Source organism: Eubacterium coprostanoligenes, assembly GCF_900167205.1.
In the GTDB taxonomy this organism is placed as follows: domain Bacteria; phylum Bacillota; class Clostridia; order Oscillospirales; family Acutalibacteraceae; genus Eubacterium_R; species Eubacterium_R coprostanoligenes.
In genome coordinates this window covers 68,011-90,630 of sequence record NZ_FUWW01000005.1, presented here as the reverse complement: position 1 = coordinate 90,630, position 22,620 = coordinate 68,011, and the positions used below count along the sequence as shown (strand labels likewise).

Annotated in this window: 20 protein-coding genes and 1 tRNA gene; 12 read left to right on the top strand and 9 right to left on the bottom strand. The window is 37.7% G+C overall.

Annotation, left to right across the window (positions count from 1 at the left end; genetic code table 11):
* Positions 1-35: 35 nt before the first annotated feature.
* The 3 genes from upp to uvrB all read right to left on the bottom strand — a co-directional run bounded on the left by upp (position 36) and on the right by uvrB (position 5,565).
* Positions 36-668, bottom strand: coding sequence for a uracil phosphoribosyltransferase (upp, locus tag B5D29_RS03285; protein ID WP_078768152.1), 633 nt, complete (start codon positions 666-668; stop codon positions 36-38).
* 116 nt (positions 669-784) lie between these two features.
* A complete protein-coding gene (uvrA, locus tag B5D29_RS03280) occupies positions 785-3,604 on the bottom strand; it encodes an excinuclease ABC subunit UvrA (protein ID WP_078768151.1) in 2,820 nt (939 codons plus the stop codon).
* The gene (uvrB, locus tag B5D29_RS03275; RefSeq protein WP_078768150.1) at positions 3,601-5,565 is read right to left on the bottom strand and encodes an excinuclease ABC subunit UvrB; all 1,965 of its coding nucleotides are present in this window, start codon (positions 5,563-5,565) and stop codon (positions 3,601-3,603) included. The genes uvrA and uvrB overlap by 4 nt, the downstream gene beginning before the upstream one ends.
* Before the next feature lie 184 nt (positions 5,566-5,749).
* On the opposite strand from uvrB, the gene B5D29_RS03270 reads away from it, so the two are divergent.
* Genes B5D29_RS03270 through B5D29_RS03260 form a run of 3 tightly spaced genes read left to right on the top strand, consistent with a single transcriptional unit; the run spans position 5,750 to position 9,115 of the window.
* On the top strand, positions 5,750-7,084 hold the full coding sequence (locus B5D29_RS03270; protein ID WP_159443387.1) for a sialidase family protein: 1,335 nt from the start codon (positions 5,750-5,752) through the stop codon (positions 7,082-7,084).
* A 34-nt stretch (positions 7,085-7,118) separates the two neighbouring features.
* Positions 7,119-8,456 (top strand): TrkH family potassium uptake protein, encoded by a 1,338-nt coding sequence (locus tag B5D29_RS03265; protein ID WP_078768148.1) that lies wholly within the window; start codon positions 7,119-7,121, stop codon positions 8,454-8,456.
* Positions 8,457-8,467: 11 nt separating this feature from the next.
* Positions 8,468-9,115, top strand: coding sequence for a potassium channel family protein (locus B5D29_RS03260; protein WP_078768147.1), 648 nt, complete (start codon positions 8,468-8,470; stop codon positions 9,113-9,115).
* A 265-nt stretch (positions 9,116-9,380) separates the two neighbouring features.
* Here the strand turns inward: B5D29_RS03260 and B5D29_RS03255 are convergent.
* A tRNA-Ser gene (locus B5D29_RS03255) sits at positions 9,381-9,473 on the bottom strand.
* Between the two features lie 95 nt (positions 9,474-9,568).
* On the opposite strand from B5D29_RS03255, the gene B5D29_RS03250 reads away from it, so the two are divergent.
* Entirely contained in the window at positions 9,569-9,913 is a 345-nt protein-coding gene (locus B5D29_RS03250) for a hypothetical protein (protein ID WP_078768146.1), read from the top strand.
* A gap of 55 nt (positions 9,914-9,968) precedes the next feature.
* On the opposite strand, the gene B5D29_RS03245 is transcribed toward B5D29_RS03250, so the two are convergent.
* Positions 9,969-12,467 (bottom strand): glycoside hydrolase family 3 C-terminal domain-containing protein, encoded by a 2,499-nt coding sequence (locus tag B5D29_RS03245; RefSeq protein WP_078768145.1) that lies wholly within the window; start codon positions 12,465-12,467, stop codon positions 9,969-9,971.
* A 186-nt stretch (positions 12,468-12,653) separates the two neighbouring features.
* Between B5D29_RS03245 and B5D29_RS03240 the strand changes: the two genes are divergently transcribed.
* The 6 genes from B5D29_RS03240 to B5D29_RS03215 all read left to right on the top strand — a co-directional run bounded on the left by B5D29_RS03240 (position 12,654) and on the right by B5D29_RS03215 (position 16,466).
* Positions 12,654-13,436, top strand: coding sequence for a hypothetical protein (locus B5D29_RS03240; RefSeq protein WP_078768144.1), 783 nt, complete (start codon positions 12,654-12,656; stop codon positions 13,434-13,436).
* A 55-nt stretch (positions 13,437-13,491) separates the two neighbouring features.
* A complete protein-coding gene (locus B5D29_RS03235) occupies positions 13,492-14,205 on the top strand; it encodes a hypothetical protein (RefSeq protein WP_078768143.1) in 714 nt (237 codons plus the stop codon).
* A 21-nt stretch (positions 14,206-14,226) separates the two neighbouring features.
* On the top strand, positions 14,227-14,433 hold the full coding sequence (locus tag B5D29_RS03230) for a hypothetical protein (protein WP_078768142.1): 207 nt from the start codon (positions 14,227-14,229) through the stop codon (positions 14,431-14,433).
* Positions 14,434-14,488: 55 nt separating this feature from the next.
* The gene (locus tag B5D29_RS03225; RefSeq protein WP_078768141.1) at positions 14,489-15,211 is read left to right on the top strand and encodes a hypothetical protein; all 723 of its coding nucleotides are present in this window, start codon (positions 14,489-14,491) and stop codon (positions 15,209-15,211) included.
* An 83-nt stretch (positions 15,212-15,294) separates the two neighbouring features.
* Positions 15,295-15,750 carry a hypothetical protein gene (locus B5D29_RS03220; protein ID WP_078768140.1) on the top strand — a complete coding sequence of 152 codons (456 nt, stop codon included), beginning with the start codon at positions 15,295-15,297 and terminating at the stop codon, positions 15,748-15,750.
* Positions 15,747-16,466, top strand: a complete 720-nt coding sequence (locus B5D29_RS03215) for a hypothetical protein (protein ID WP_078768139.1) — start codon at positions 15,747-15,749, stop codon at positions 16,464-16,466. Before B5D29_RS03220 ends, B5D29_RS03215 begins: the two co-directional genes overlap by 4 nt.
* Before the next feature lie 186 nt (positions 16,467-16,652).
* Here B5D29_RS03215 and B5D29_RS03210 read toward each other — a convergent pair whose 3' ends face one another.
* Positions 16,653-17,267: a TatD family nuclease-associated radical SAM protein gene (locus B5D29_RS03210; RefSeq protein WP_078768138.1), complete on the bottom strand. Its 615-nt coding sequence runs from the start codon at positions 17,265-17,267 to the stop codon at positions 16,653-16,655.
* Between the two features lie 117 nt (positions 17,268-17,384).
* On the opposite strand from B5D29_RS03210, the gene pdxR reads away from it, so the two are divergent.
* Together pdxR and B5D29_RS03200 are read left to right on the top strand one after the other, a co-directional pair.
* Entirely contained in the window at positions 17,385-18,647 is a 1,263-nt protein-coding gene (gene pdxR / locus B5D29_RS03205) for a MocR-like pyridoxine biosynthesis transcription factor PdxR (RefSeq protein WP_078768137.1), read from the top strand.
* 129 nt (positions 18,648-18,776) lie between these two features.
* Entirely contained in the window at positions 18,777-19,061 is a 285-nt protein-coding gene (locus tag B5D29_RS03200) for a hypothetical protein (RefSeq protein WP_078768136.1), read from the top strand.
* Positions 19,062-19,104: 43 nt separating this feature from the next.
* On the opposite strand, the gene B5D29_RS03195 is transcribed toward B5D29_RS03200, so the two are convergent.
* The 3 genes from B5D29_RS03195 to B5D29_RS03185 all read right to left on the bottom strand — a co-directional run bounded on the left by B5D29_RS03195 (position 19,105) and on the right by B5D29_RS03185 (position 22,611).
* A complete protein-coding gene (locus tag B5D29_RS03195) occupies positions 19,105-20,580 on the bottom strand; it encodes a TrkH family potassium uptake protein (protein WP_078768135.1) in 1,476 nt (491 codons plus the stop codon).
* Between the two features lie 12 nt (positions 20,581-20,592).
* Positions 20,593-21,984: a Trk system potassium transporter TrkA gene (gene trkA, locus B5D29_RS03190; RefSeq protein ID WP_078768134.1), complete on the bottom strand. Its 1,392-nt coding sequence runs from the start codon at positions 21,982-21,984 to the stop codon at positions 20,593-20,595.
* A 117-nt stretch (positions 21,985-22,101) separates the two neighbouring features.
* Complete coding sequence (locus B5D29_RS03185; protein WP_078768133.1) at positions 22,102-22,611, bottom strand: dUTP diphosphatase; 510 nt, start codon at positions 22,609-22,611, stop codon at positions 22,102-22,104.
* Positions 22,612-22,620 lie beyond the last annotated feature (9 nt).

Here is a 22,620-nt window from a genome sequence, read left to right as displayed (position 1 = left end):
GTTTTTTCCTCCGTTTGATAAGTTAAACTCCAAAATTATTTTGTACCGAAAATTCTGTCACCGGCATCGCCAAGACCGGGGATGATGTAGCAATCTTCGTTTAACTTTTCATCAAGAGCTGCGCAATAGATATCAACATCAGGATGCGCTTTTTTAAGTACCTCAAGTCCTTCCGGAGCGGCAATCATACACATAAAGCAAATCTTGCGAGGATTTCTGAGCTTGATTTGAGAAATAGCGTCTACTGCCGAACCGCCTGTTGCAAGCATTGGGTCAACAACATAAACATCCCTCTTGTCAATATCCTTTGGCAATTTGCAATAATACTCAACAGGCGTGTGAGTAGTTTCGTCACGATAAAGACCAATGTGGCCTACTCTTGCACTTGGCACCATCTTAAGGCAACCGTCTACCATACCGAGACCTGCACGCAAAATCGGAACAAATGCAAGTTTACGGCCTGCAAGCTGCTTACATTCGGCAATACCGCACGGCGTTTCAACCTTAACGGTTTCCATAGGCAAATCTCTTGTAGCTTCAAACATCATAAGCATAGAAATCTCATTAACAAGTTCTCTAAAATCCTTTGTGCTTGTTTCTACATTTCGAAGAATACTTAGCTTATGTTGAATAAGCGGATGATCGAAAATGACAACTTTTCTTTCCATAAAGTTACTCCTTTTAAACAATTATGACATAAAATGACATATTTTATCCTTACTATAATAGCAAAACAGACTATCGTTATCAAGGATAGTTACACGATTGTAATAATTAAAGAATTTTAAAGAATCTTTTTGAGATACTGTCCTGTATATGATTTTTTTACCTTGGAAACCTGTTCAGGTGTTCCCTCTGCAACGATTTTTCCTCCGCCTTTTCCGCCCTCGGGACCGAGGTCAATTATATGGTCGGCACATTTTATTACATCAAGATTATGTTCGATAACAAGAACCGTGTTGCCTGTGTCAACAAGTTTATTAAGAACATCGAGTAGCTTGGAAACATCGGCAGTATGAAGTCCCGTTGTCGGCTCATCAAGGATATAAATTGTCTTGCCTGTTGAACGCTTTGCAAGTTCCGTTGCAAGTTTAACTCTCTGTGCTTCGCCACCCGAAAGAGTTGTTGCAGGCTGTCCTAATTTGACATATCCAAGACCGACATCAGACAAGGTTTGAAGTTTTCTTGCAATCTTTGTGTGAGTTGAGAAAAATTCGAGTGCTTCATCAACAGTCATTTCAAGCACATCATAAATGCTCTTGCCTTTGAACTTTACATCAAGCGTTTCTCTGTTATATCTTTTTCCTCCGCAAACTTCGCACGGAACATAGACATCCGCAAGAAAGTGCATTTCAATTTTTACAATACCGTCACCCTGACAAGCCTCGCATCTGCCACCTTTGACATTGAATGAAAATCTATTTGGACCGTAGCCCTTTGCTTTTGCGTCATTTGTTGAAGCATACAAATCTCTGATATCATTAAACACACCTGTGTATGTTGCAGGGTTTGAACGAGGGGTTCTGCCAATAGGCGATTGGTCAATATCAATTACCTTGTCAAGAGCGTCAATTCCCTTAAAAGACGAAAACTTACCGGTATGCTTTTTTGCGTGATTGAGAACATTGCAAAGATGCTTATATACAATCTCATTAACAAACGAGGATTTGCCCGAACCCGAAACACCTGTTACAGCAACAAATTTACCAAGCGGAATTTCGACATCAATATTTTTAAGGTTATTCTCCTTTGCACCGAAAACAGTGAGTTTTTTACCATTACCCTCTCGTCTTTTTGTCGGAACGGGAATACTTCTCTTACCGCTCAAATACTGACCCGTTATGCTCTTTTCACAAGCCATAACTTCTTCAGGTGTGCCTGCTGCAATAAGTTCACCACCGTGTATACCAGCACCCGGACCGATATCAACAAGAAAATCTGCCGCACGCATCGTGTCCTCATCGTGTTCAACAACAATCAATGTATTCCCCAAATCACGGAGATGTCGGAGAGTTTCAAGCAATTTTTCGTTATCTCTTTGATGAAGTCCTATTGACGGTTCATCAAGAATATACAGCACACCCATAAGAGACGAACCAATTTGAGTTGCAAGCCTGATTCTTTGAGCCTCACCGCCTGACAAAGTGCCCGATTCTCTTGCAAGTGAAAGATAGTCCAAACCAACGGAATTAAGAAATGTAAGTCGTTCTTTAATCTCTTTAATAACAAGATTGCCAATCATTTGCTCTTTTTCAGTCAATTCAAGATTATTGACAAAATCAAGTTCTTCTGACACGGACATTGAACAAAATTCATATATATTCTTACCGCCAACAGTAACAGCCATAGCCTCTGGCTTTAATCTTGAACCTTTGCACTCACCACAAATACATTCTTGCATAACTTCTTCAATAGCGGTTCTTGCATAATCAGAAGTGGTTTCGGCATATCTGCGTTTGAGATTATTTATAATACCCTCAAATTCGCTCAAATATGTTCCGCTTCCGTATGAAGTAACACGCTTCATTTTCAGTTTTTTGCCGTCTGTACCATAAAGAATAGCATTCAAGCCCTCATCATTAATCATTTCGACAGGCATATCAAGAGAGAAGTTATATTCCTTTGCAAGTGCATCCATGTACATTCTTGCGATAGAACTACCCTCTGCAACATTCCAACCGCTCGCTTTGATTGCACCTTGATTAATCGACATCTTTTTGTCGGGAATAATCAAATCAGGGTCAATTTCTTTAAATGTTCCGAGTCCGTCACACTTTTTGCAAGCACCAAACGGATTGTTGAATGAAAACATCCTTGGGCTCATTTCTTCAATTGACACACCGTGTTCCGGACAAGCATAATTGAGTGAGAACAGCTCCTCTTTTTCACCGATTATATCAATAATAAGCAAGCCGTTGCCTATTTTTGTAGCGGTTTCCACGCTGTCGGTTATTCGAGATTGAATGCCGTCTTTAATTACAAGTCGGTCAACAACAACTTCTATATTGTGTTTTTTTGTTTTAGACAGTTTTATTTCATCCTGTAAATCAACAATTTCCCCATCAATTCTGCAACGAACAAATCCCTGCTTGCGAATGTCGTTGATTTCTTTTACAAATTCACCTTTTTTGCCTCTTGCAATCGGTGCTAACACTTGAATTTTTGTGCGTTCAGGCAATTCAAGAAGTTTATCAACAATTTGGTCAACGGTTTGTTGACTGATTTCTCTGCCGCACACAGGACAATGAGGTATACCGATTCTCGCCCACAAAAGTCGAAGATAATCGTAAATTTCGGTTACTGTTCCGACAGTTGAGCGTGGATTTTTCGAAGTGGTTTTTTGGTCAATAGAAATTGCAGGAGAAAGTCCCTCAATATAATCAACATCGGGCTTGTCCATTTGACCGAGGAACATTCTTGCATATGACGACAACGACTCTACATACCGTCTTTGACCCTCTGCATAAATAGTATCAAATGCCAATGAGGATTTGCCTGAACCCGAAAGACCCGTAAACACAACAAGTTTGTCTCTCGGTATTTCTATATCAATATTTTTCAAATTGTGCTCTCTTGCACCTTTAACTACAATGTTTTTTATCATAACTTTTCCTCATCAGTTAATTCTTTTATCTTATCACGAAGAAATGCAGCATGCTCAAATTCAAGCATTTTGGCAGCTTCTTTCATTTCTCGTGTGAGTTTTTCAATCATTACCCTGCGTTCCTTTGCCGTCATTCGTTTATTATGTTCGTCAAATGCTTCTTTAGTAGTGATTTCAATAACATCACGAACATCTTTTTTGATGGTTTTCGGAGTAATGTTATGCTCATTGTTGTACTGCTCTTGAATTTCTCTGCGTCGCACGGTTTCGGTAATTGCTCGTTCCATAGACGGAGTGACGCTGTCGGCATACATAATAACTTCGCCGTTTTCGTTTCTCGCCGCTCTGCCGATTGTCTGGACAAGCGAAGTTTCGGAACGCAGAAAACCTTCCTTGTCTGCATCAAGAATTGCAACAAGCGATACTTCGGGAATATCAAGTCCCTCACGAAGCAGGTTAATGCCAACCAAAACATCAAATTTACCAAGTCGCAAATCTCGGATAATCTCCATTCTTTCAATGGTGTCAACATCGTGGTGCATATATCTAACTTTGATGTCAAAGCCCTCAAGATAAGCGGTCAAATCCTCTGCCATCTTCTTTGTAAGAGTAGTAACAAGCACTCTTTCCTTGCGTTCAATTCTGATATTGATTTCGGACAGTAAGTCGTCCATTTGGTCATCAGTCGGTTTAACAGTGATGATTGGGTCGAGCAATCCCGTAGGTCTTATTACCTGTTCAACAATCTGCGTAGAATTTTCTTTTTCAAACTCGCCCGGAGTTGCCGAAGTAAATATAACCTGATTGATTTTGCCGTAAAACTCATCAAAAGTCAGCGGACGGTTATCAAAAGCAGACGGAAGTCTGAAACCGTAATCAATAAGGCTTCCCTTTCTTGAACGGTCACCGCCGTACATTCCACGCACCTGCGGAAGCATAACATGGCTTTCATCAACAAACATAAGAAAATCATCAGGAAAATAATCAATGAGTGTAAACGGTGCTTCACCCGGTTTTCTGTCGCTCATAATTCGTGAATAGTTTTCGATGCCTTTGCAAAAGCCCGTTTCTTCAAGCATTTCAATATCATTCATAGTGCGTTCCTTGATGCGCTGTGCTTCAAGGAGTTTGCCGTTAGCCTCAAAATACGCAACTCGTTCCACCATTTCATTGTAAATCTCGTTGAGTGCCTTTTTGAGTTTTTCGTGGCTGACAACATAGTGAGACGCAGGATAAATAACGCATGAACTCAGTATGCCCTCAACCTTACCCGTAAGAGGGTTAATCTCGCAAATTCGGTCAATTTCATCGCCGAAAAATTCAACTCTAACAGCATTTCCCGAGCTTCCGGCAGGATAAATTTCAACCGTATCTCCTCTTACTCTGAACTTATTACGAACAAAATTAATATCATTGCGTTCGTATTGAATTTCAACAAGTTTATGAATAAGCTCATCACGCTCTTTTTGCATACCCGGTCGCAAAGAGATTACCATTTTTTTATAATCAAGCGGGTCTCCGATTGAATAAATACATGATACGGAAGCAACGATAATAACATCTCTACGCTCCGACAAAGCAGCAGTTGCACTGTGACGAAGTTTGTCGATTTCGTCATTTATAGCACTGTCTTTTTCAATATAAGTATCGGTTGTCGGCACATAAGCCTCCGGTTGATAATAGTCATAATAAGATACGAAATATTCAACTGCGTTTTCAGGGAAAAACTCCTTAAATTCAGAACAAAGCTGTGCCGCAAGTGTTTTGTTATGAGCCAAAACAAGGGTAGGTCTATTGACCTTTTCAATGATATTTGCCATTGTAAAAGTCTTGCCCGAACCCGTAACACCCATAAGAGTTTGCTCTTTGTCGCCTCGCAAAACACCCTCTGCAAGCTTTTCGATAGCTTGAGGCTGGTCGCCTGTCGGCTTAAATTTGCTGACTAATTTAAATTTGTCCATATCATCAACTCACTATTTTTTGCTAAAAATCTATAATCACTATATTATACAACAAATGTTTCAATTATTCAATAGCAAGTATTTGGTATTTAGTTCATCTATATTTAATATTTTGTGTATTGAAGTGCAGATAGAAGTTTGATATAATATAGGATATAAATTTAAATATTAAAGGGTGATTATGATGGCTAACAAACAAACATTGTTTTGCGGAACTAACACAGATTTTTTATCCGCAGAACTCGTAAAGGAAGCAAACGAGGCTAACAGCGGTGTTGCCTTCCGTATTCCGAGTTTAGTGAATGTTGACGGTACACTTGTTGCTGCTATCGACAAGGCTCATGTGCCTACGGATTGGGGCTTTATTGAAATCGCTGTCAGAACAAGCACAGACGGCGGCAAGAACTGGAGCGACATCAAAACTATTGCCACACCGCCTGCAAGAGTTATCAATTCTGACAAGGAAAACACGGCAACCGCATTTTACATTGACCCTTGTATGGCTGTTGCACCAAACGGCGACATCGTGCTTCTTGTTACATATTATCCGGAATCAAAAGGTCTTTTCAACAAAAAGATGATGGACAAGAACAAAGTTGCTTATGCAAGTTTTGACGGAAAAACTGTTCCGCTCATTTATGACAGAGACGGCAATTTCTACTATGTTCTTGAAAGCGGAAAAGTTCTTGACAAATCAAAGAAAGCCACTGCGTACAAGGTTAACTTTGCTGACGGTGAACTTTACGAAAATGACAAATATGTGGGCAACATCTTCCTCAACGGTGCAAAGAGCAAGGACAACGCAACAGAGGGCACAACATACGGTGCACCACTCAAAGCTGTTAAGAGAAGCTATGTTTTTATGCTCCGTTCATCAGACAAGGGTGCAACATGGTCAAAGCCTGTTGACATCACCGGCGACATTCTCAATCAAAACAGAGACGGTTTCTTCCTTGGAATTGCTCCGGGTAACGCAATCACAACAAAGAGTGGCAGATTGGTATTCCCTCTTTACACACTCAAAGGCTCTGTTTGTATTTATTCCGATGACAACGGCAACACTTGGAGAAGAAACGAGGCTGTGCCATTCACTCCAAACATTGACGAATGGACACTTGCAGAAGGTCCTGACGGAAATCTTTACTCTTTCTCAAGAGCAAGAGGCTACAAGACAACACCTGCCGCAATTTCTTACGATAACGGTATCAGCTGGGTTAAAACAAAGAATGCTAAATTCAAAGCACCAAAATGCCAAAAGAACTGCTTTATTGACGGCGAAAAAGTATATGTTTCTCACCCATCAAAGAAAGGCAGAAATGACGGAGTTATCTCAACAGGTACTTTTGAATACGACAAAAAAGGCAAGTGCAAGGGCATCAAATGGTCTAAAGAGGACATCAAGATTAACGAAGGCTTCTTTGCATACAGTTGTATGACAAAGATTGACAACAACACAATCGGTATTCTCTATGAAGATCAACCAAGCTCACACATTGTTTTTGAAACAATCAAACTATGATTAATCAAAATCGGCAAAGGAGTTTACATTTATTATGCCGAAAAAATCAAACATAAAAAAACGACTTTCAACCTTTCAGATTATATTACTTGGCTTTGCAGGAGTGATATTGCTCGGCGCTCTGCTTTTGATGTTGCCTATTTCATCGGCAGAGAGAGTTGTCACTCCGTTCAACGAAGCGTTGTTTACATCAACTTCCGCCGTTTGTGTAACCGGACTTGTTGTTAAAGACACAGGCAGTTATTGGTCTGCTTTCGGTCAAGCGATAATCATTACGCTTATTCAAATCGGCGGACTCGGAGTTGTCACAATTGCCGCATCATTTTCTATGCTTGCAGGCAGAAGAATTTCGCTTATGCAACGAAGTACAATGCAAGATGCAATTTCCGCTCCAAAAGTTGGCGGAATAGTCAAACTGACAAAGTTCATCATCACAGGCACATTTATTATAGAGGCTGTCGGCGCTGTTTCTATGATGCCTGTTTTCTGCAAGAACTTTGGTGCAAAGGGAATTTGGATGTCAATCTTCCATTCAATTTCCGCATTTTGCAACGCAGGATTTGACATTTTAGGCACAAAGGGCAATCAATTCTGCTCGTTGACTTCATACACATCGAACCCTGTTATCAACATAACCGTTATGCTTCTTATTGTAATCGGCGGTATCGGATTTTTGACTTGGGACGACATATATAACAATAAGTTCAAGATTAAGAAATACCGTATGCAAAGCAAGATTATTCTTGTTACATCACTTATTTTGATTTTACTGCCGGCTATATATTTCTTCATTTTTGACTATTCCGATTACAGCATCGGCAACCGATTGCTCGCTTCCCTGTTCCAATCGGTCACAACAAGAACGGCAGGTTTTAACACAACTGATTTGACAAAGTTAACTCGACCGTCACAGGCGATTATGATTTTTCTTATGCTGGTCGGCGGTTCACCGGGTTCAACAGCAGGCGGTCTTAAAACAACAACAATGGCTGTGCTGATTCTCAATGCCTTTGCTTGTTTTAAGCGAAAAGAACATGTTTGTGCATTTGGCAGAAGAATTGACGACAGCGTTATAAAAAGTGCGGCAACAATTGTTATGATGTACATCACACTTTTCTTCATCGGCGGTGTTTCAATTTGCACTATCGAAAAATTGCCGTTGGTTGCAAGCCTGTTTGAAACCGCTTCTGCAATCGGAACAGTAGGATTGACTTTGGGAATTACACCAAAATTAAGTTTAGCGTCGCAAATTATTCTCATAATACTGATGTATCTCGGCAGAGTCGGAGGCTTAACCCTCATTTACGCAACATTATCGGTCAAAAAACATATCAATGCAAAAATGCCACTTGATAAAATCACAGTAGGTTAAAGGAGCACAAAATGAAAAATATATTACTTATCGGCCTTGGACACTTCGGCAAGCACATTGCAATGGAACTTAATCAATTGGGTCACGAGATTATGGCAGTTGACGAAAATGAAGAAAAAGTCAATGATGTTTTGCCATATGTTACAAGCGCTCAAATCGGCGACAGCACAGATTCCGACTTTTTGGAATCGCTCGGAATCAGAAATTTCGATGTTTGCATTGTAACAATGTCGGGCAATTTCCAAAATTCACTTGAAACAACATCATTGCTCAAAGAATTGGGTGCAGAATTTGTTGTTTCGGCAGCCAAAAGAGATGTCCAGGAAAAATTCTTGCTTCGCAACGGTGCCGACAAGGTTGTTTATCCGGAAAAACAAATGGCAAAATGGACTGCAATCAGGTACACTTCCGACCACATACTTGACTACATTGAAGTTGACGATTCATATGCGATTTTTGAAGTGCAAGTGCCGGACAATTGGATTGGCAAATCAATCGGAAAAATTGACATTCGTAAAAAGTACAACATCAACATTTTGGCTCTTAAAGAATACGGCAACCTGAATATGGCAATAACGCCTGACACCGTCCTTTCAAGCAGCATCACCCTGCTTGTCCTCGGTGATTACAAATCACTCCAAAAATGCTTTAAGCTATAATAAAACAAAACGGATTCCCCCACAAAGACGAGTCCGTTTTTTGTCAAGGATATTCGCTCCCTCCTTGTTCGAATCCCTCTATCATCCGAGAGCAAGGGACTTTTCCGAGGCTGTCGCCTCTCTCGCCTCGCTTTGCTCGTTGGCACGTCGGCAAAAACAGTCTACCGGCCTGTTTTCTTCCGCTTCGCTCCCTCCTTGTTCGAATCCCTTACTCGTTTCATATAAAAAACAACAAGCAACACGCTATGGTGTTGCTTGTTATTTTTGGCGGAGAGCAAGGGATTCGAACCCTCGAACAGGTTATAGCCCGTTACACGATTTCCAATCGTGCTCCTTCGGCCAGCTCGGACAACTCTCCAAATAAATTACCTGCATATTATAACCTATTAAAATAAAAATTGCAAGTAAAAATATTATATGTTATAATAAAAATATATTTGGGAGGTAATCATTATGAAAAACAAAAAATCGACAGTGCTTTTTGCTGTTTTTGCAATCATTCTTTTTGTCATTGCAGGAATCACAACCGGTGTTGCAATCAAGTCGGGTAACGACTACAAAGGAACAGTTGCGGCGTACAAACTATACCAAAAATCAGAATTCAAACTTGGCGGTGTAAGTTTGTCTGCTCAAACAGATTCGGCTAAAAAGCAAGCAGACGAATACAAAAACAACTTCAAAAAATTCTTTGCAATTTCAATTTTGCTTTATGTTGCACTTGTTGTAATGCTCGTTTTACTATATCTCAATGTAGTCAAAGCAAGTGAAATTGAGAACGAAACAAAAAAGCAAGAATAAACAATATATCATAAAAAAAGGAGATGCACTGCACCTCCTTTTATTTATTATTCAATTAGATAGCTGAAAGAAGCTTTGGAAGTCTTGCGAGTGTTCCGCCGAGAGTCCAGAAAATTTTGCTGAAGCCAATGAATGAAGATTGGTCATCATTAAGCATCATAAGAAGTCCCTCAGCCTGGTATTCGCTGAATGCACCCATAGACATCTGTACGAAGTTACGAACAGGAATCTGTGTTGCCATAGCGGCAAGCATCTTACCGTCACCGTTTTCAGCTGAACCCATACCCGACATAACCTTTGAGATGAGTCTGCAAAGTCTGCCGCCCCACTTTGTATGTCTTGCATCGTTAAGGCATGAGTACTTATCAATTCTCTTTGAAGTATCAATTTGAGGATTTGGAAGCTCACCGTAAACTGCGGCAAAATCATCACGAGTGATGTTTTTAACATCATTGTAGTAAGCAGGAGCAGTTGTATGATAATTAGGGATTTCACAAGCAGGAGCTTCTACATTTACGGTAGCGGTGAGTTTAACATCTCTTGATGAAGCGGCAACCATAATATCAAAGTCACCGGACTCAACACACCAATCACCGATTTTAACATTATAGAAAGCAAACGCTCTCTTTGAAAGTTCAACAGAAACTTCCTTTTCTTCACCGGCATTAAGGAATACCTTTTTGTAGCCTTTAAGTTCCTTTGCAGGACGGAAGATCGTTGATTCCTTATCTGCTACATAAACCTGAGCAATTTCCGCACCGGCTACGCTGCCTGTATTCTTAACCTTGAAGGATACGGTAAGGGTGTCTGTATCTTTAATAGAATCAGCTGAAAGCTTAATGTCGCTGTATTCAAATGTTGTATAAGAAAGACCGTAACCGAACGGGAACACAACATCTTCGTTAGCAGAATCGTAATATCTGTAACCGATGTAAACGCTTTCTTTATGTTCTGAAGTTACAGGACCGCCCGGATAATTACCGAATGTAGGATTTGCTTCAAATGAAACAGGATATGTTTCCGAAGTTTTACCTGAAGGATTAACTTTACCTGTAAGGATATTTGCAACTGCGGCACCGCCTGCCTGACCGCCGAGTCCTGAATTAAGAAGACCCTTAACTTCTGAAAGCCATGGCATAAGTACAACAGAACCGCCTGCGAGAACAACAACGGTATTTGGATTTGCAGCGGCAACATCCGAAATAAGTTTGTTGTGATTTGGAGGCATATTGATTGTTTCTCTGTCGTAGCCCTCGCCCTCGAAGTCCTCTGTAAGACCTGCGAACACGATAGCAACATCGGCATTCTTTGCAGCATTAACAGCCTCTGCCGTAAGCTGTGCCTCAGTCATTCTTGTCTTTTGCTCTTTCTTAGTGCCTGCCGACTTGTAATAGCCCTGTGCATAAGTAACATCTACGCCGAGTTCTACAAGTTCATCATAAGCGTTTGAAAGCATTGTAGGATTGATAACAGAAGAACCTGCACCCTGGAAACGAGGAGCTTTTGCCATCTCACCGATAACAGCTACCTTTTGACCTGCCTGAAGAGGAAGAATGCTGTCATCGTTCTTAAGAAGAACCATTGAGCCTTCTGCAATCTTTTGAGCAATCTTGTGGTGAGCCTTTTTGTCATATGTATGTGTCTTTTCAAGAGCCGGCTTTGACTTCAAGATGAGGTCAACAACAGCGTCTACTCTTTCGTCAAGAATTGATTCTTCAAGAGTACCGTCGTTTACAGCGGCAACAATTTTTTTAGCATTAAGCTTACCGGATGTAGGCATTTCAAGGTCTGTACCTGCCTTAACGCCGTCAACACGGTCAACAGATGCACCCCAGTCTGTTACGATAAGACCCTTAAAGCCCCATTCCTTACGGAGAACCTGCTGTTGCATCCATTCGTTTTGTGAAGCATAAACACCGTTAATACGGTTATATGAATTCATAACAGTCCAAGGCTGAGCCTCTTTAACGGCAATTTCAAATGCCGGGAAATAAATCTCACGCATTGTGCGCTCATCAATAACTTCGTTGAGAACCATACGGAATGCTTCCTGTGAATTACAAGCAAAGTGCTTAAGCGATGTACCTACACCCTTTGACTGAACGCCGTTGATGATGGCGGCTGAGCACTTACCTGCAAGAAGCGGATCTTCTGAAAAATACTCAAAGTTTCTGCCGCATGTTGGAGCACGCTTGATATTTGTACCCGGGCCGAGAATAACGGAAACCTTTTCTTTAAGGCATTCTTCACCCATAGCCGCACCCTCTTCAAAGAGCAAATCATCATCCCAAGAGCAAGATGAAGTTGCGGCAGGCGGAAAGCAAGTTGTAGGCACAGAGTTGCCAAGACCGATACCGCCAGATGACTTTGCTTCGCCTTCTTCAGGAACATAGTCCTTACCCTTTGCCTTACGCAAGCCGTGAGGGCCGTCTGTAATGCAAATCTTAGGGAGTCCGAGTTCCGGAGCTTCCTCAAGATGCCAATAGTCATAACCGGAAACAAATGTTGCCTTTTGCTCAAGGCTCATTTTTCCGACGATTTCAGAGTGTTTCATAAAAAACTCCTTTCAAATTTATAAATTTACTGAACTATTATACAATAAATAACACCGTTTGTCACTAACTTTTGGTAATATTTTTTATAATATTTTAATTTTAAAATAGTTAATTATATGTATGTATAAATTTATATATAATTCTGCCCAGATAATAAACAGAATGTTAACTTTTGGTGTTTTGGATTGACACAAAGAACAGTTTATGATATTAAGAAATTAGAGATAAAACATATAAAAATTCAAAAGGATGGTGATTTTGTGAACAAACCAAACAAAGCGTTGATTTTACTGATATTTATTGTATTCTTTGGTGTAGGCGCAATTGGATTTAAAATTGCCGACAAAGTATTTTATCCCATTGCGAAAGCACAAACAGTTTCATATCTTTGCGAAAAATATAATGCAAAGCCTAATGAATTTAAGATGAAAGATTACAACCAAGCACATCTTGAATGGTATGATACCGGAGTTTTTACTCAAACGCCGAAATGGTTGGACTTTTCATTTGAATTTGAATATAAAGGCAGACGATTTGTAGCTTGCAGAAATAAAGGTGCGATTTATGACGATTATCAGCTTGATGACATTGAAAAATGGTGCACCGAATGGTTACAAGAAAATGTTGATAATCGCATTACCGGAGTTGAAATAAGCACACACGATATTTTGAATTATTTGTCTGCAACAAAAACCGGTTACAATCATGTGATTTCCAAAAATGAAACATACGATTTTTTAATTAATTATAAAGAAAACGAAACAAAAGTTTTCTATTATTATGACATAAACGGGTCAACATTTTACGGTGTCGACGAAAATCTTGGTAAACAAATCAAATTAAAAATCGGAAGTATAGCAAAATGTTCCGCCCAATTTTCAAAAGAATCAGCAATAAAGAAAATTGATAAAAGCAGCAACTATTCATGGATGAGCTGGTACAAGGTATTAAATAGTATAGGAGAATGAAAAAGGAAAGTTATTGCAGTGGTTGTAACGATAACAAATCGTAAGGAGTGATTGCATGGCTGAAAAAATTTCCAAAAACAATAAAAAAAGAAAATCAATAAAGATAATTTTTTTAGCGATAATTTTGCTGACTCTTGCAAATTTGTTTGCTTATCCTGTTGTCGCTGCGCAGGCAAAAATATATTTATCTTTAAAATACAAAGAGTCGCCCACAAAATTTGAGCTTGTTGACCACAATCAATCGCATGTAAGAAGCAAAGAATATGCAGTGTTTTTTACGCAACCTGTGTGGATTGATTTTTCATTCGAATACAAATATAACGACAGACTCTTCTTTGTCAACAGGGACAAGGGCAGGTTCTATGATGACTATCAATTAGAGGATATTGAAAACTGGTGCACAGAATGGCTCAAAGAAAATGTTGATGAAAGAATTATAGGAATAGATTTAGATAGTGACCATATTAGAAAATATCAAAAAGAATTTAATAATAGAAAATTAATTGAAAATGATACAAAAGAATTTTTAAATTATTTCTTTCTATATCCTTATAATGATGATTATTATTGTATGGCTTCTTTTTATGACGAATCATTAATTCAAGATGATGATATAAAATCAGAAAAGAAAAAATTAAGTAATGCAATTATAAAAAAATTAAAAATAATTGGAATGACTCATACAAACATAATATATTTATCTCAAAAGAAGCACAAAGAATATAAACACATTAAAGGAATTGATGCATGGACAACATACTATCATTAAAACATATGAGGAGGATAAAAAATGAAAAACAAAATATGTTATTTATTATCAATTATAATTTTTTTAAATTTTATATTTATTCTAAATTTTATATTTATTCCATATAACGCAAGTGCTAAAATGCAAACATTTAAAAACAATTATATAATTTATCAATATGTTAACAACAAAAGCAGCAACTATTCATGGATGAGCTGGTACAAGGTATTAAATAGTATAGGAGAATAAAAAAGGAAAATCATTACAGTTATTGTAACGATAACAAATCGTAAGGAGTGATTGCATGGCTGAAGAAATTATCAAAAATAATAAAAAAAGAAAATCAATAAAAATCATTTTTTTAGCGATAATTTTGCTGACTCTTGCAAATCTGTTTGCTTATCCTGTTGTCGTTGCGCAGGCAAAAATATATTTATCTTTAAAATACAAAGAGTCGCCTACAAAGTTTGAGCTTGTTGATCACAATCAATCATATGTGAGAAGTAAAGAGTATGAAGTATTTTTTATGAAACCGAAATGGGTTGATTTTTCATTCGAATACAAATATAACGACAGACTCTTTTTTGTCAACAGGGACAAGGGCAGGTTCTATGATGACTATCAATTAGAGGATATTGAAAATTGGAGTACCGAATGGCTACAAAAAAATATTGATAAGAGAATAGTAGGGATCCCATTAGATAGCTATGAATTAATAAGGTTTCAAAAATCATACAAGAATAATGTTTTGACAAAAAACGAAATCAAAACATTTCTATATGATTATTTTTCAGGTAATTTAGGAATAAATAACTTTGCGTTGTTTTATGATGAATCTATAAAAAGAAATGACTATTCCAAACAAGAAAACGAATGCGATATTATTGATAATTCTATCAGAAAAGAATTAAAAATAATCGGTATAAAAAACGATAGATTATCTTCGTTCTATTTATACAAAAATCTAAAACATAACCGAAATAAATATGTATATAGCGTTTGGGATACATTTTATTTACAAAAATAACTATGAAATAATTATTAATAAGAAAAAAACAAATTAAATAACACAGCCAAAACTCAAATAACAAAAAGAAGGAGAAAAAAATTATGAAAAAGCATTTTACAAATATTAATGTTAAACTTTTATCATTGACGCTGTCTATTGTTTTATTATTTTCTAATTTTACAGTCAATATATTACAAGTAAAAGCTAATACAAAAAATGTTCAAAATCACTATATTATATATCAATATAGTAACGGGGAAAGCAGTAATGACAAAATAAAATTTGAAATTTATTCAACGAATAAAATAAATTTTGAAGGACACTTGCAAGTAAAAGATGATAGCGGAGCTGTTAATTTTGACGATGATGTATCGGGAACAATAAAATATTTTGGAAATTATTTTGAATGCTATTGTGAATTTAAAACAACTTGGGTATTTGGAATTAAATACAATTCAAATGCAACAATTACTGTTTATCCATTTAGCGGAAAAGCAAATATTACTTTTGGCGGTGAAGGTTGGATTGCTACAATGGAAAAAGGAGTGATTATATGACTAAAAAGAATAAAATAATAATTATCTTTGCTGTTTTGTTTGCCGTTGTAATGTTGATATTGGGAATTTTTTTGATTGAACAACACATGCGCAAAACTGATGTTGATTCTGCAAAAGAACAATCCTTGGAATATCTTTGCGAGAAATACAACGCAAATCCGCAAGAGTTTAAATTAATTAAATACAACCAAGCCCATTCTGTACAGGAAGAATATGAAATCTTTTTAACAAAAACGGTTTGGATTGATTTTTCGTTTGAATATGAATATAACAACAGACATTTTATTGTGAGCAAAAATAAAAAAGGTTATTATGACGATTATCAATTTGACGATATCCAAAATTGGTGCACAGAATGGTTGCAAAAAAATGTTGACCAAAGAATTATCGGGATTTACCTTGACACGGAGAATATAATAAACTACTACGATAAAAATAATCTTGATTACAAATATATAATTTCAAAAGATGATTCAAAGCAATTTTTAAAATGCTTTGAAAACGATGTTGCACGTTTTTATTTTTATGATAAAGAATATACATATGACGATATGTATATAGATAAACTAAGCATGAAATTCAACAGCACATTAAAAGCCGATTATATTCCTAGCTTTTATTATGTAACCAACACACCTAAAAAACATTTTGAATGCTTTAAATTTATTCAATGGAGAAGCTATGCAGAACCAGACTATAATATAAAAGGAGAATGATAATGAAAAAGCAACTTTTCAAGTTATTATTATGATGCAAAAACTGCAAATGACAAATTATATTAGAAAAGAATTAAAAATAATCGGAAAACAATGTTTTGATTACTCAAATCAAACAAATTTTTATACATAAACAAAAACAGACTGCAATCCTACTGAAAAGATTGCAGTCTTATGTTTGGTGATTTATCTGCCCTCATCAAATGAACGGCAAATGAATTTGGCACCGAGGGATTCGGCAAGTTTTCTTGACTTTTCGATGTTTTCTTCACCGATAACATCAACAACGCTCATATGAACCTCAGGGCAATACTTTGCACATTCCTTGGTGAATTCGAGAAGTGCAGGAAAAGCCTTTGTCGGATAAATATTTCTTGTAACGGCATCGTAGCTGTCGGAATCAGGGTCGTTAAGTGAAACAGAAACAATGTCGAACGCTTCGCCGATTTCTTTGGCGGTGCTTCTGCCGTTAATCAAATCCGAAAGACCGTTAGTGTTGATACGGATTTTGATTGACGGATTGATTGTTCTCAAATAATTTGCAGTTGCAATCAAAACATCAAGGCGTTCGGTAGGCTCGCCATATCCGCAGAAACAAACAGAATCAATCTTCTCAAATCCGTATGCATCAACAGCTTTTTTTATTTCGTCAAGGCTTGGCTCGTTGCCGTAAAACCAAAGATTTTCCGCATCGCCAACCGCATTGCCCTGTGAACGGATGCAAAAAGTGCATCTGCAAGGGCATTTGTTTGTTATATTAATGTATGTTCCGCCGCAAAGCGTATAAATAATATCAGCCATAATTATACACAAAGTGCAATAAACACTATCTCCTTATTGAAATTTTATTCTATATATTATATAATATTTTTGGCATTAATCATATAGGCAAATATGCAAATAATTTAAGGTACAGATATGAAAAAATACATAGAGATTTATAATTATTACAAAAAACTCATACTGACAAATCAACTCAAAGCGGGTGACAAACTCCCCTCGGTTAGAGCCGCTACACAGCTTTTGCCCGTGAGCAAAACAACAATCCAAAATGCTTATTTTGAATTACAAGCTGACGGATATGTTATAGCTTCCCCAAAAAGCGGATATTATGTCACCGAGCAAAAAAACATTGTTCCAAAAGCAACATCACACACCAAGGAAAACAGTAAGATATTATACGACCTGAAAAGCGGTGATGCAGACGAGGAAAGTTTTGATGTTAAACTATGGCAACGATATATAAAAAGTGCACTCCGACAGGAAGAACGATTGTTATCTTACGGTGATGTTCAGGGCGAAACCGATTTGAGAGAAGTTTTGTCCGACTATATCCGAGCAAAGAGAAATGTTTCGGCATCATCTGACAGAATTGTTGTCGGTGCAGGCGTTCAATCTCTTTTGTATATTCTGTGTTCGCTTATCAAGAACAAAGGCACTGTATCTTTTCCTGACAAAAGTTTTGTGCAGGGGATGAATTTATTTGCAGATTACGGATTTGAAGTCAAAACAAGGAACAAGGACGCCGACATAATTTATGTTTCACCATCACATATGACATCGTACGGAAATGTTATGCCAATCAAAAGACGACTTGAACTTGTTGAATACAGCAAGGAGCGTGGCAGTCTTGTAATTGAGGACGATTTTGACAGCGACTTTTTGTATCAAACAAAGCCTATCCCCTCCCTTTTTGCCTTGTCTAATGCACAGAACATAATCTATATGGGCAGTTTTTCAAATGTGCTTATACCGGGTATCAGAATCAGCTTTATGGTGCTTACCGAAGAGCTTGCAAACGAATTTCAAAAATGCAAGAACAGGTTTTCGCAAACCGCAAGCAAGACCGAGCAAATTGCATTGTGCCAATACATCCGTGACGGGCACATCAACTCGCAAGCACGAAAAGTCCGCAGGTTATACACAGCGAAAGCAAAATATTTTTGTGATGAACTTCAAAGAGTTTTGCCCGATTCAAAAATTGAATTGAGCGAAAACGGATTGCAAGTCAAGGCAGAAATACCATTCAAAAAAGAAACATCAATATTTGAACAAAACGGAATAAGTGCAAACATTGTCTCAAACGAAAACGGAGCATTAAGAATTGTATTTGTGCCGTCAGCAGTAAAAATCTCCGATATTCCGTCAGCAGTTGAAAAAATAAAGTCAATAATTTTATAGAACTTTTGTATTATAAGTACCAAAATCAGGACTCTTACTATCTACCCTATTGTAATTGAATCTTCTTTGTTTTACAATACAAATGTAGACAAAAAATACACATTGCAAAATGAAAAAGGAGATTTAGTTATGAACAAAAAAGATATATTAAAAGGCGTTTTGATTTCAATAATAACACTTGTTGCAGGATATGTGGCTATGATAGTTCCGTTCAATCTGTTTTTATCGGTTTCAAAAGACGGACAAAGAATATTTTTCATCATTGAACTTTGCATTTATTTGGTGATTGGCAGTATATTTCTGCTTGTTCAGGAAAGCAAAGAAAAGCAAGCAAAAAAGGAAAAAGCACGCCACAAAGAGCGTGCAAGAAAAATAAAAGATGTGCAACAAAATTGGTATGATGTTGCAGCATAACAAAACTAAATCGCAGAAGTGTTGAGGCTTCTGCGATTTTTTATTATTTTTTTCTGATTTTACGAGCGGTTTTTCTTTTTATAGTATCAAGCCAAAGGCGAGGACTGAACAAAAGAAGAATCGGGAACAATTCCAATCTGCCTGCAAGCATATCGAAAACAAGCACAATTTTTGACAAATCGGAAAACTGCGAAAAGTTTTGTGCCGGACCGACAAGTTCAAGACCCGGTCCGATATTGTTTAGCGTTGCGGCAATTGCAGTGAAGTTAGTTACCAAGTCGTAATCTTCAAGCGAAACGCAAAGCATACTTACAACAAAAATTATAAAATATGTGATTATAAATACATTTGTTGAACGCAAGGTTTCGTGCTCAACAATTTTACCGTCAAGCGTAATCTTCTTTATATTCTTTGGGTGAAGATATGATTGAATTTCCTTGCTGATTGTTTTAATAACAACAACAAATCGTGACACCTTGATACCACCGCCTGTGCTTCCTGCGCAAGCACCGACAAACATCAAAAGCACCAATATCGCCTTTGAAAGTGACGGCCAAGTATCAAAATCTATGGTTGAATAACCCGTCGTTGTGATGATTGAAGAAACCTGAAATGCAGATGTGCGAATATTATCGGCAATGTTTGTATAAAGGTCTGCTGTATTTACGCAAATTACAACAATTGAAGTAATAATAACAGCAAAGTACGCTCTGACTTCTTCCATTTTGAGTGCCTTGCCAAGTTGACGAAGCACAAGGAAATAATAGAAATTAAAATTAACGCCAAAAAGTGCCATAAAAATTGTGATAACCCATTGAATATATGGCGAATAACTTGCCATGGAATCATTTTTGATACCGAAGCCACCTGTACCGGCTGTACCGAGTGAAGCGGTAACAGCATCAAAAACCGGCATATCACCGCAAACAAGAAACACAATTTCAACAATAGTAAGAATAAAGTACAAAGCATACAAAATTCTTGCAGTATAGCGCATTTTCGGAACAAGTTTACCAACCGAAGGACCCGGACTCTCTGCACGCATAAGGTTCATATTTGAACCGCCTGTCATTTGAACAACGGCAAGCAAGAAAACAAGAACACCCATACCGCCTATCCAGTGAGTAAAACTACGCCAAAACAGAGAAGCATGTGAAAGAGCCTCAACATCCGTGAGAATACTTGCACCGGTTGTGGTGAAACCTGAAACAGTCTCAAACAAGGCGTCAACAAAATGCGGTATCTCCCCTGTTAAAACAAACGGAACAGCACCGAACACAGAAAGCACAATCCAGCTGAGTGCCGTTGCCGTGCATCCCTCTTTAAGATAGAACACATTATTTTTAGTTTTCTTAAAGGCAACAACAGCTCCTATAGCAAAAGTAACTGTTGCACATATAAGATAAGTCTTATATTCCTCCTCGTGATAATACAAACCCACAAGGCCCGGCATAAGCAAGAGCACGCCCTCCAAAACAAGGACATAGCCGAGAATTTTTCTTATAATTGAACCGTTCATAAATAACTATCCTTAAGCAAGAATATTACTAATATCATTAAAACCTGTATGAGTTGTAACAATCATAACGCTGTCACCCGGCAAAATACAGTCCTGACCTGACGGGATGATAACCTTGCCCCTTCTGAAAATGAAGCAAATAAGAAGATTATCTTTAAGTTTAAGTTTCATAATAGGAACATTGGTAACCTTTGATTCCTTGTCAATCTTGAACTCTACAGCTTCAACTCTATGGTCAAACAAATGATACAAGGTTTCAACATTTGAGCCTTTGGAAGCACTCTTTGCTCTTACATAAGCAATAATTGCCTCACTTGTTATATAACGAGGATAAATTACAGAACCGATATCAAGGGTATTTATTGCATCTTTAAATCTGATTCTGTTAATCTTTGTAACAAGTTTTGCGTTAGAAAACTGCTTTGCATGAACAGTGAGAAGGATATTTTCCTCATCGGAACCTGTAAGAGTGACGAATGATTCGGCGCTTTGAAGTCCCTCTTCGTTGAGCAAGTCCTCATCAACACCGTTTCCATTGATTACAACAACTTTTGGAAGCAATGTTGCAATTTCCTCACAACGCTCTTTGTCTTTATCAATAAGGCAAACATCAATTCCGTTATCGGACAATCGTTTTGCAAGATAATATCCTGCGTCACCGCCACCGATAATCATAGTGTTTTTAACCTTATTTGTTTTAAAACCGATTTGCTTCAGGAAATCAGAAACCTTTTTCGCAGGCGCAACAAACGAAAGCATATCACCGGCTTTTAGTTCAAAATCACCTGTTGGAATATAGATTTGATTATTTCTTTCAACACCGCAAACAAGCACATCATTTGTGCTTTTGCCAAGCTGTGCAATAGTCATACCGTCAAGGATATTGCCATGAGGAATTCTGATTTTTACAAGGTCAGCCTTGCCGTGAGCAAACGAGGTTGCCTCAAGTGCAGTAGGCAAGCAAAGAATTTTGTATATTTCTCGAGATGCTTCATATTCGGGATTAACAATCATTGCAAGACCGAGTCTATCCTTGATATGATTAAGTTCATGTGAATATTCAGGATTACGCACCTTGGCAATTGTTGAGCAATGACCGACACGAGATGCAACAGTACAGCAAAGCAAATTAAGTTCATCCGAATCGGTTACGGCAATGATAAGATCAGCGTCAACAATGCCGGCTTCTTTTTGAACACTAAAAGACGCACCATTGCCCACAACACCCATAACATCATATGTATCAGTGATTTTCTGCACCTTTTGAGGCGATGTGTCAACAACAGTGATGTCGTGATTTTCAACCACAAGCTGTTCAACAAGAGCAGTTCCGACAACTCCGCAACCAACAATTATTATATTCAGTCCTGTTGCTTCCTTAAATCTTTTTCCTAAAAATCCCATTACTTCACCTTTAATTTACAAATAATTCAAATGGTAATATACCACTAAAGCAAAATAAATACAAGTAATATATTATAACACTACAACAAAAACAAATAAATTACATTAAATGTTTATTTACTTTGTTGTTGAGCCAAAACCACCGTCACGAATTTCGTCAACAGAATCAGACATTGTGATACCGAATTGAGTGAATATGCCCTGTGAAAAGCCATCACCTGCATTTACGGTAACGCTGTGACCGTCATCGTGAGCAGTGCACGAAAGTTTGACCATAATATGTCCCTCATTTGATGAGCCGTAGTAATCGGCATCAATAATGCCGACTGTGTTATCAAGTCCGATTCTATGCTTGAAGCCAAGACCCGAACGAGGAAAAATGCTGAGCACCCAGCCCTCATTGATTTTTGCACGAATTCCTGTCGGAATAAGAGTTGACTCACCCGTTTTGATTGTTATATCGGCAGGTGCAAAAAAATCGTAACCAGCCGAGCCGACTGTTGCTCGAACAGGAAGTTTGATGCTGTCATAAATTGATTTTACATCCTCTGTTTCAGGATATGCCTTGAGCCAATCCTTTTCAAATTGTTCAAAGCTGACTTTTTCAAATTCTGCAATTCTTTGCATAATTATTTC

Bases quoted from the DNA above. Each gene is read 5' to 3' on its own strand.
- upp (WP_078768152.1), bottom strand. From the start codon at position 668: ATGGAAAGAAAAGTTGTCATTTTCGATCATCCGCTTATTCAACATAAG.
- uvrA (WP_078768151.1), bottom strand. From the start codon at position 3,604: ATGATAAAAAACATTGTAGTTAAAGGTGCAAGAGAGCACAATTTGAAA.
- uvrB (WP_078768150.1), bottom strand. From the start codon at position 5,565: ATGGACAAATTTAAATTAGTCAGCAAATTTAAGCCGACAGGCGACCAG.
- B5D29_RS03270 (WP_159443387.1), top strand. From the start codon at position 5,750: ATGGCTAACAAACAAACATTGTTTTGCGGAACTAACACAGATTTTTTA.
- B5D29_RS03265 (WP_078768148.1), top strand. From the start codon at position 7,119: ATGCCGAAAAAATCAAACATAAAAAAACGACTTTCAACCTTTCAGATT.
- B5D29_RS03260 (WP_078768147.1), top strand. From the start codon at position 8,468: ATGAAAAATATATTACTTATCGGCCTTGGACACTTCGGCAAGCACATT.
- B5D29_RS03250 (WP_078768146.1), top strand. From the start codon at position 9,569: ATGAAAAACAAAAAATCGACAGTGCTTTTTGCTGTTTTTGCAATCATT.
- B5D29_RS03245 (WP_078768145.1), bottom strand. From the start codon at position 12,467: ATGAAACACTCTGAAATCGTCGGAAAAATGAGCCTTGAGCAAAAGGCA.
- B5D29_RS03235 (WP_078768143.1), top strand. From the start codon at position 13,492: ATGGCTGAAAAAATTTCCAAAAACAATAAAAAAAGAAAATCAATAAAG.
- B5D29_RS03230 (WP_078768142.1), top strand. From the start codon at position 14,227: ATGAAAAACAAAATATGTTATTTATTATCAATTATAATTTTTTTAAAT.
- B5D29_RS03225 (WP_078768141.1), top strand. From the start codon at position 14,489: ATGGCTGAAGAAATTATCAAAAATAATAAAAAAAGAAAATCAATAAAA.
- B5D29_RS03220 (WP_078768140.1), top strand. From the start codon at position 15,295: ATGAAAAAGCATTTTACAAATATTAATGTTAAACTTTTATCATTGACG.
- B5D29_RS03215 (WP_078768139.1), top strand. From the start codon at position 15,747: ATGACTAAAAAGAATAAAATAATAATTATCTTTGCTGTTTTGTTTGCC.
- B5D29_RS03210 (WP_078768138.1), bottom strand. From the start codon at position 17,267: ATGGCTGATATTATTTATACGCTTTGCGGCGGAACATACATTAATATA.
- pdxR (WP_078768137.1), top strand. From the start codon at position 17,385: ATGAAAAAATACATAGAGATTTATAATTATTACAAAAAACTCATACTG.
- B5D29_RS03200 (WP_078768136.1), top strand. From the start codon at position 18,777: ATGAACAAAAAAGATATATTAAAAGGCGTTTTGATTTCAATAATAACA.
- B5D29_RS03195 (WP_078768135.1), bottom strand. From the start codon at position 20,580: ATGAACGGTTCAATTATAAGAAAAATTCTCGGCTATGTCCTTGTTTTG.
- trkA (WP_078768134.1), bottom strand. From the start codon at position 21,984: ATGGGATTTTTAGGAAAAAGATTTAAGGAAGCAACAGGACTGAATATA.
- B5D29_RS03185 (WP_078768133.1), bottom strand. From the start codon at position 22,611: ATGCAAAGAATTGCAGAATTTGAAAAAGTCAGCTTTGAACAATTTGAA.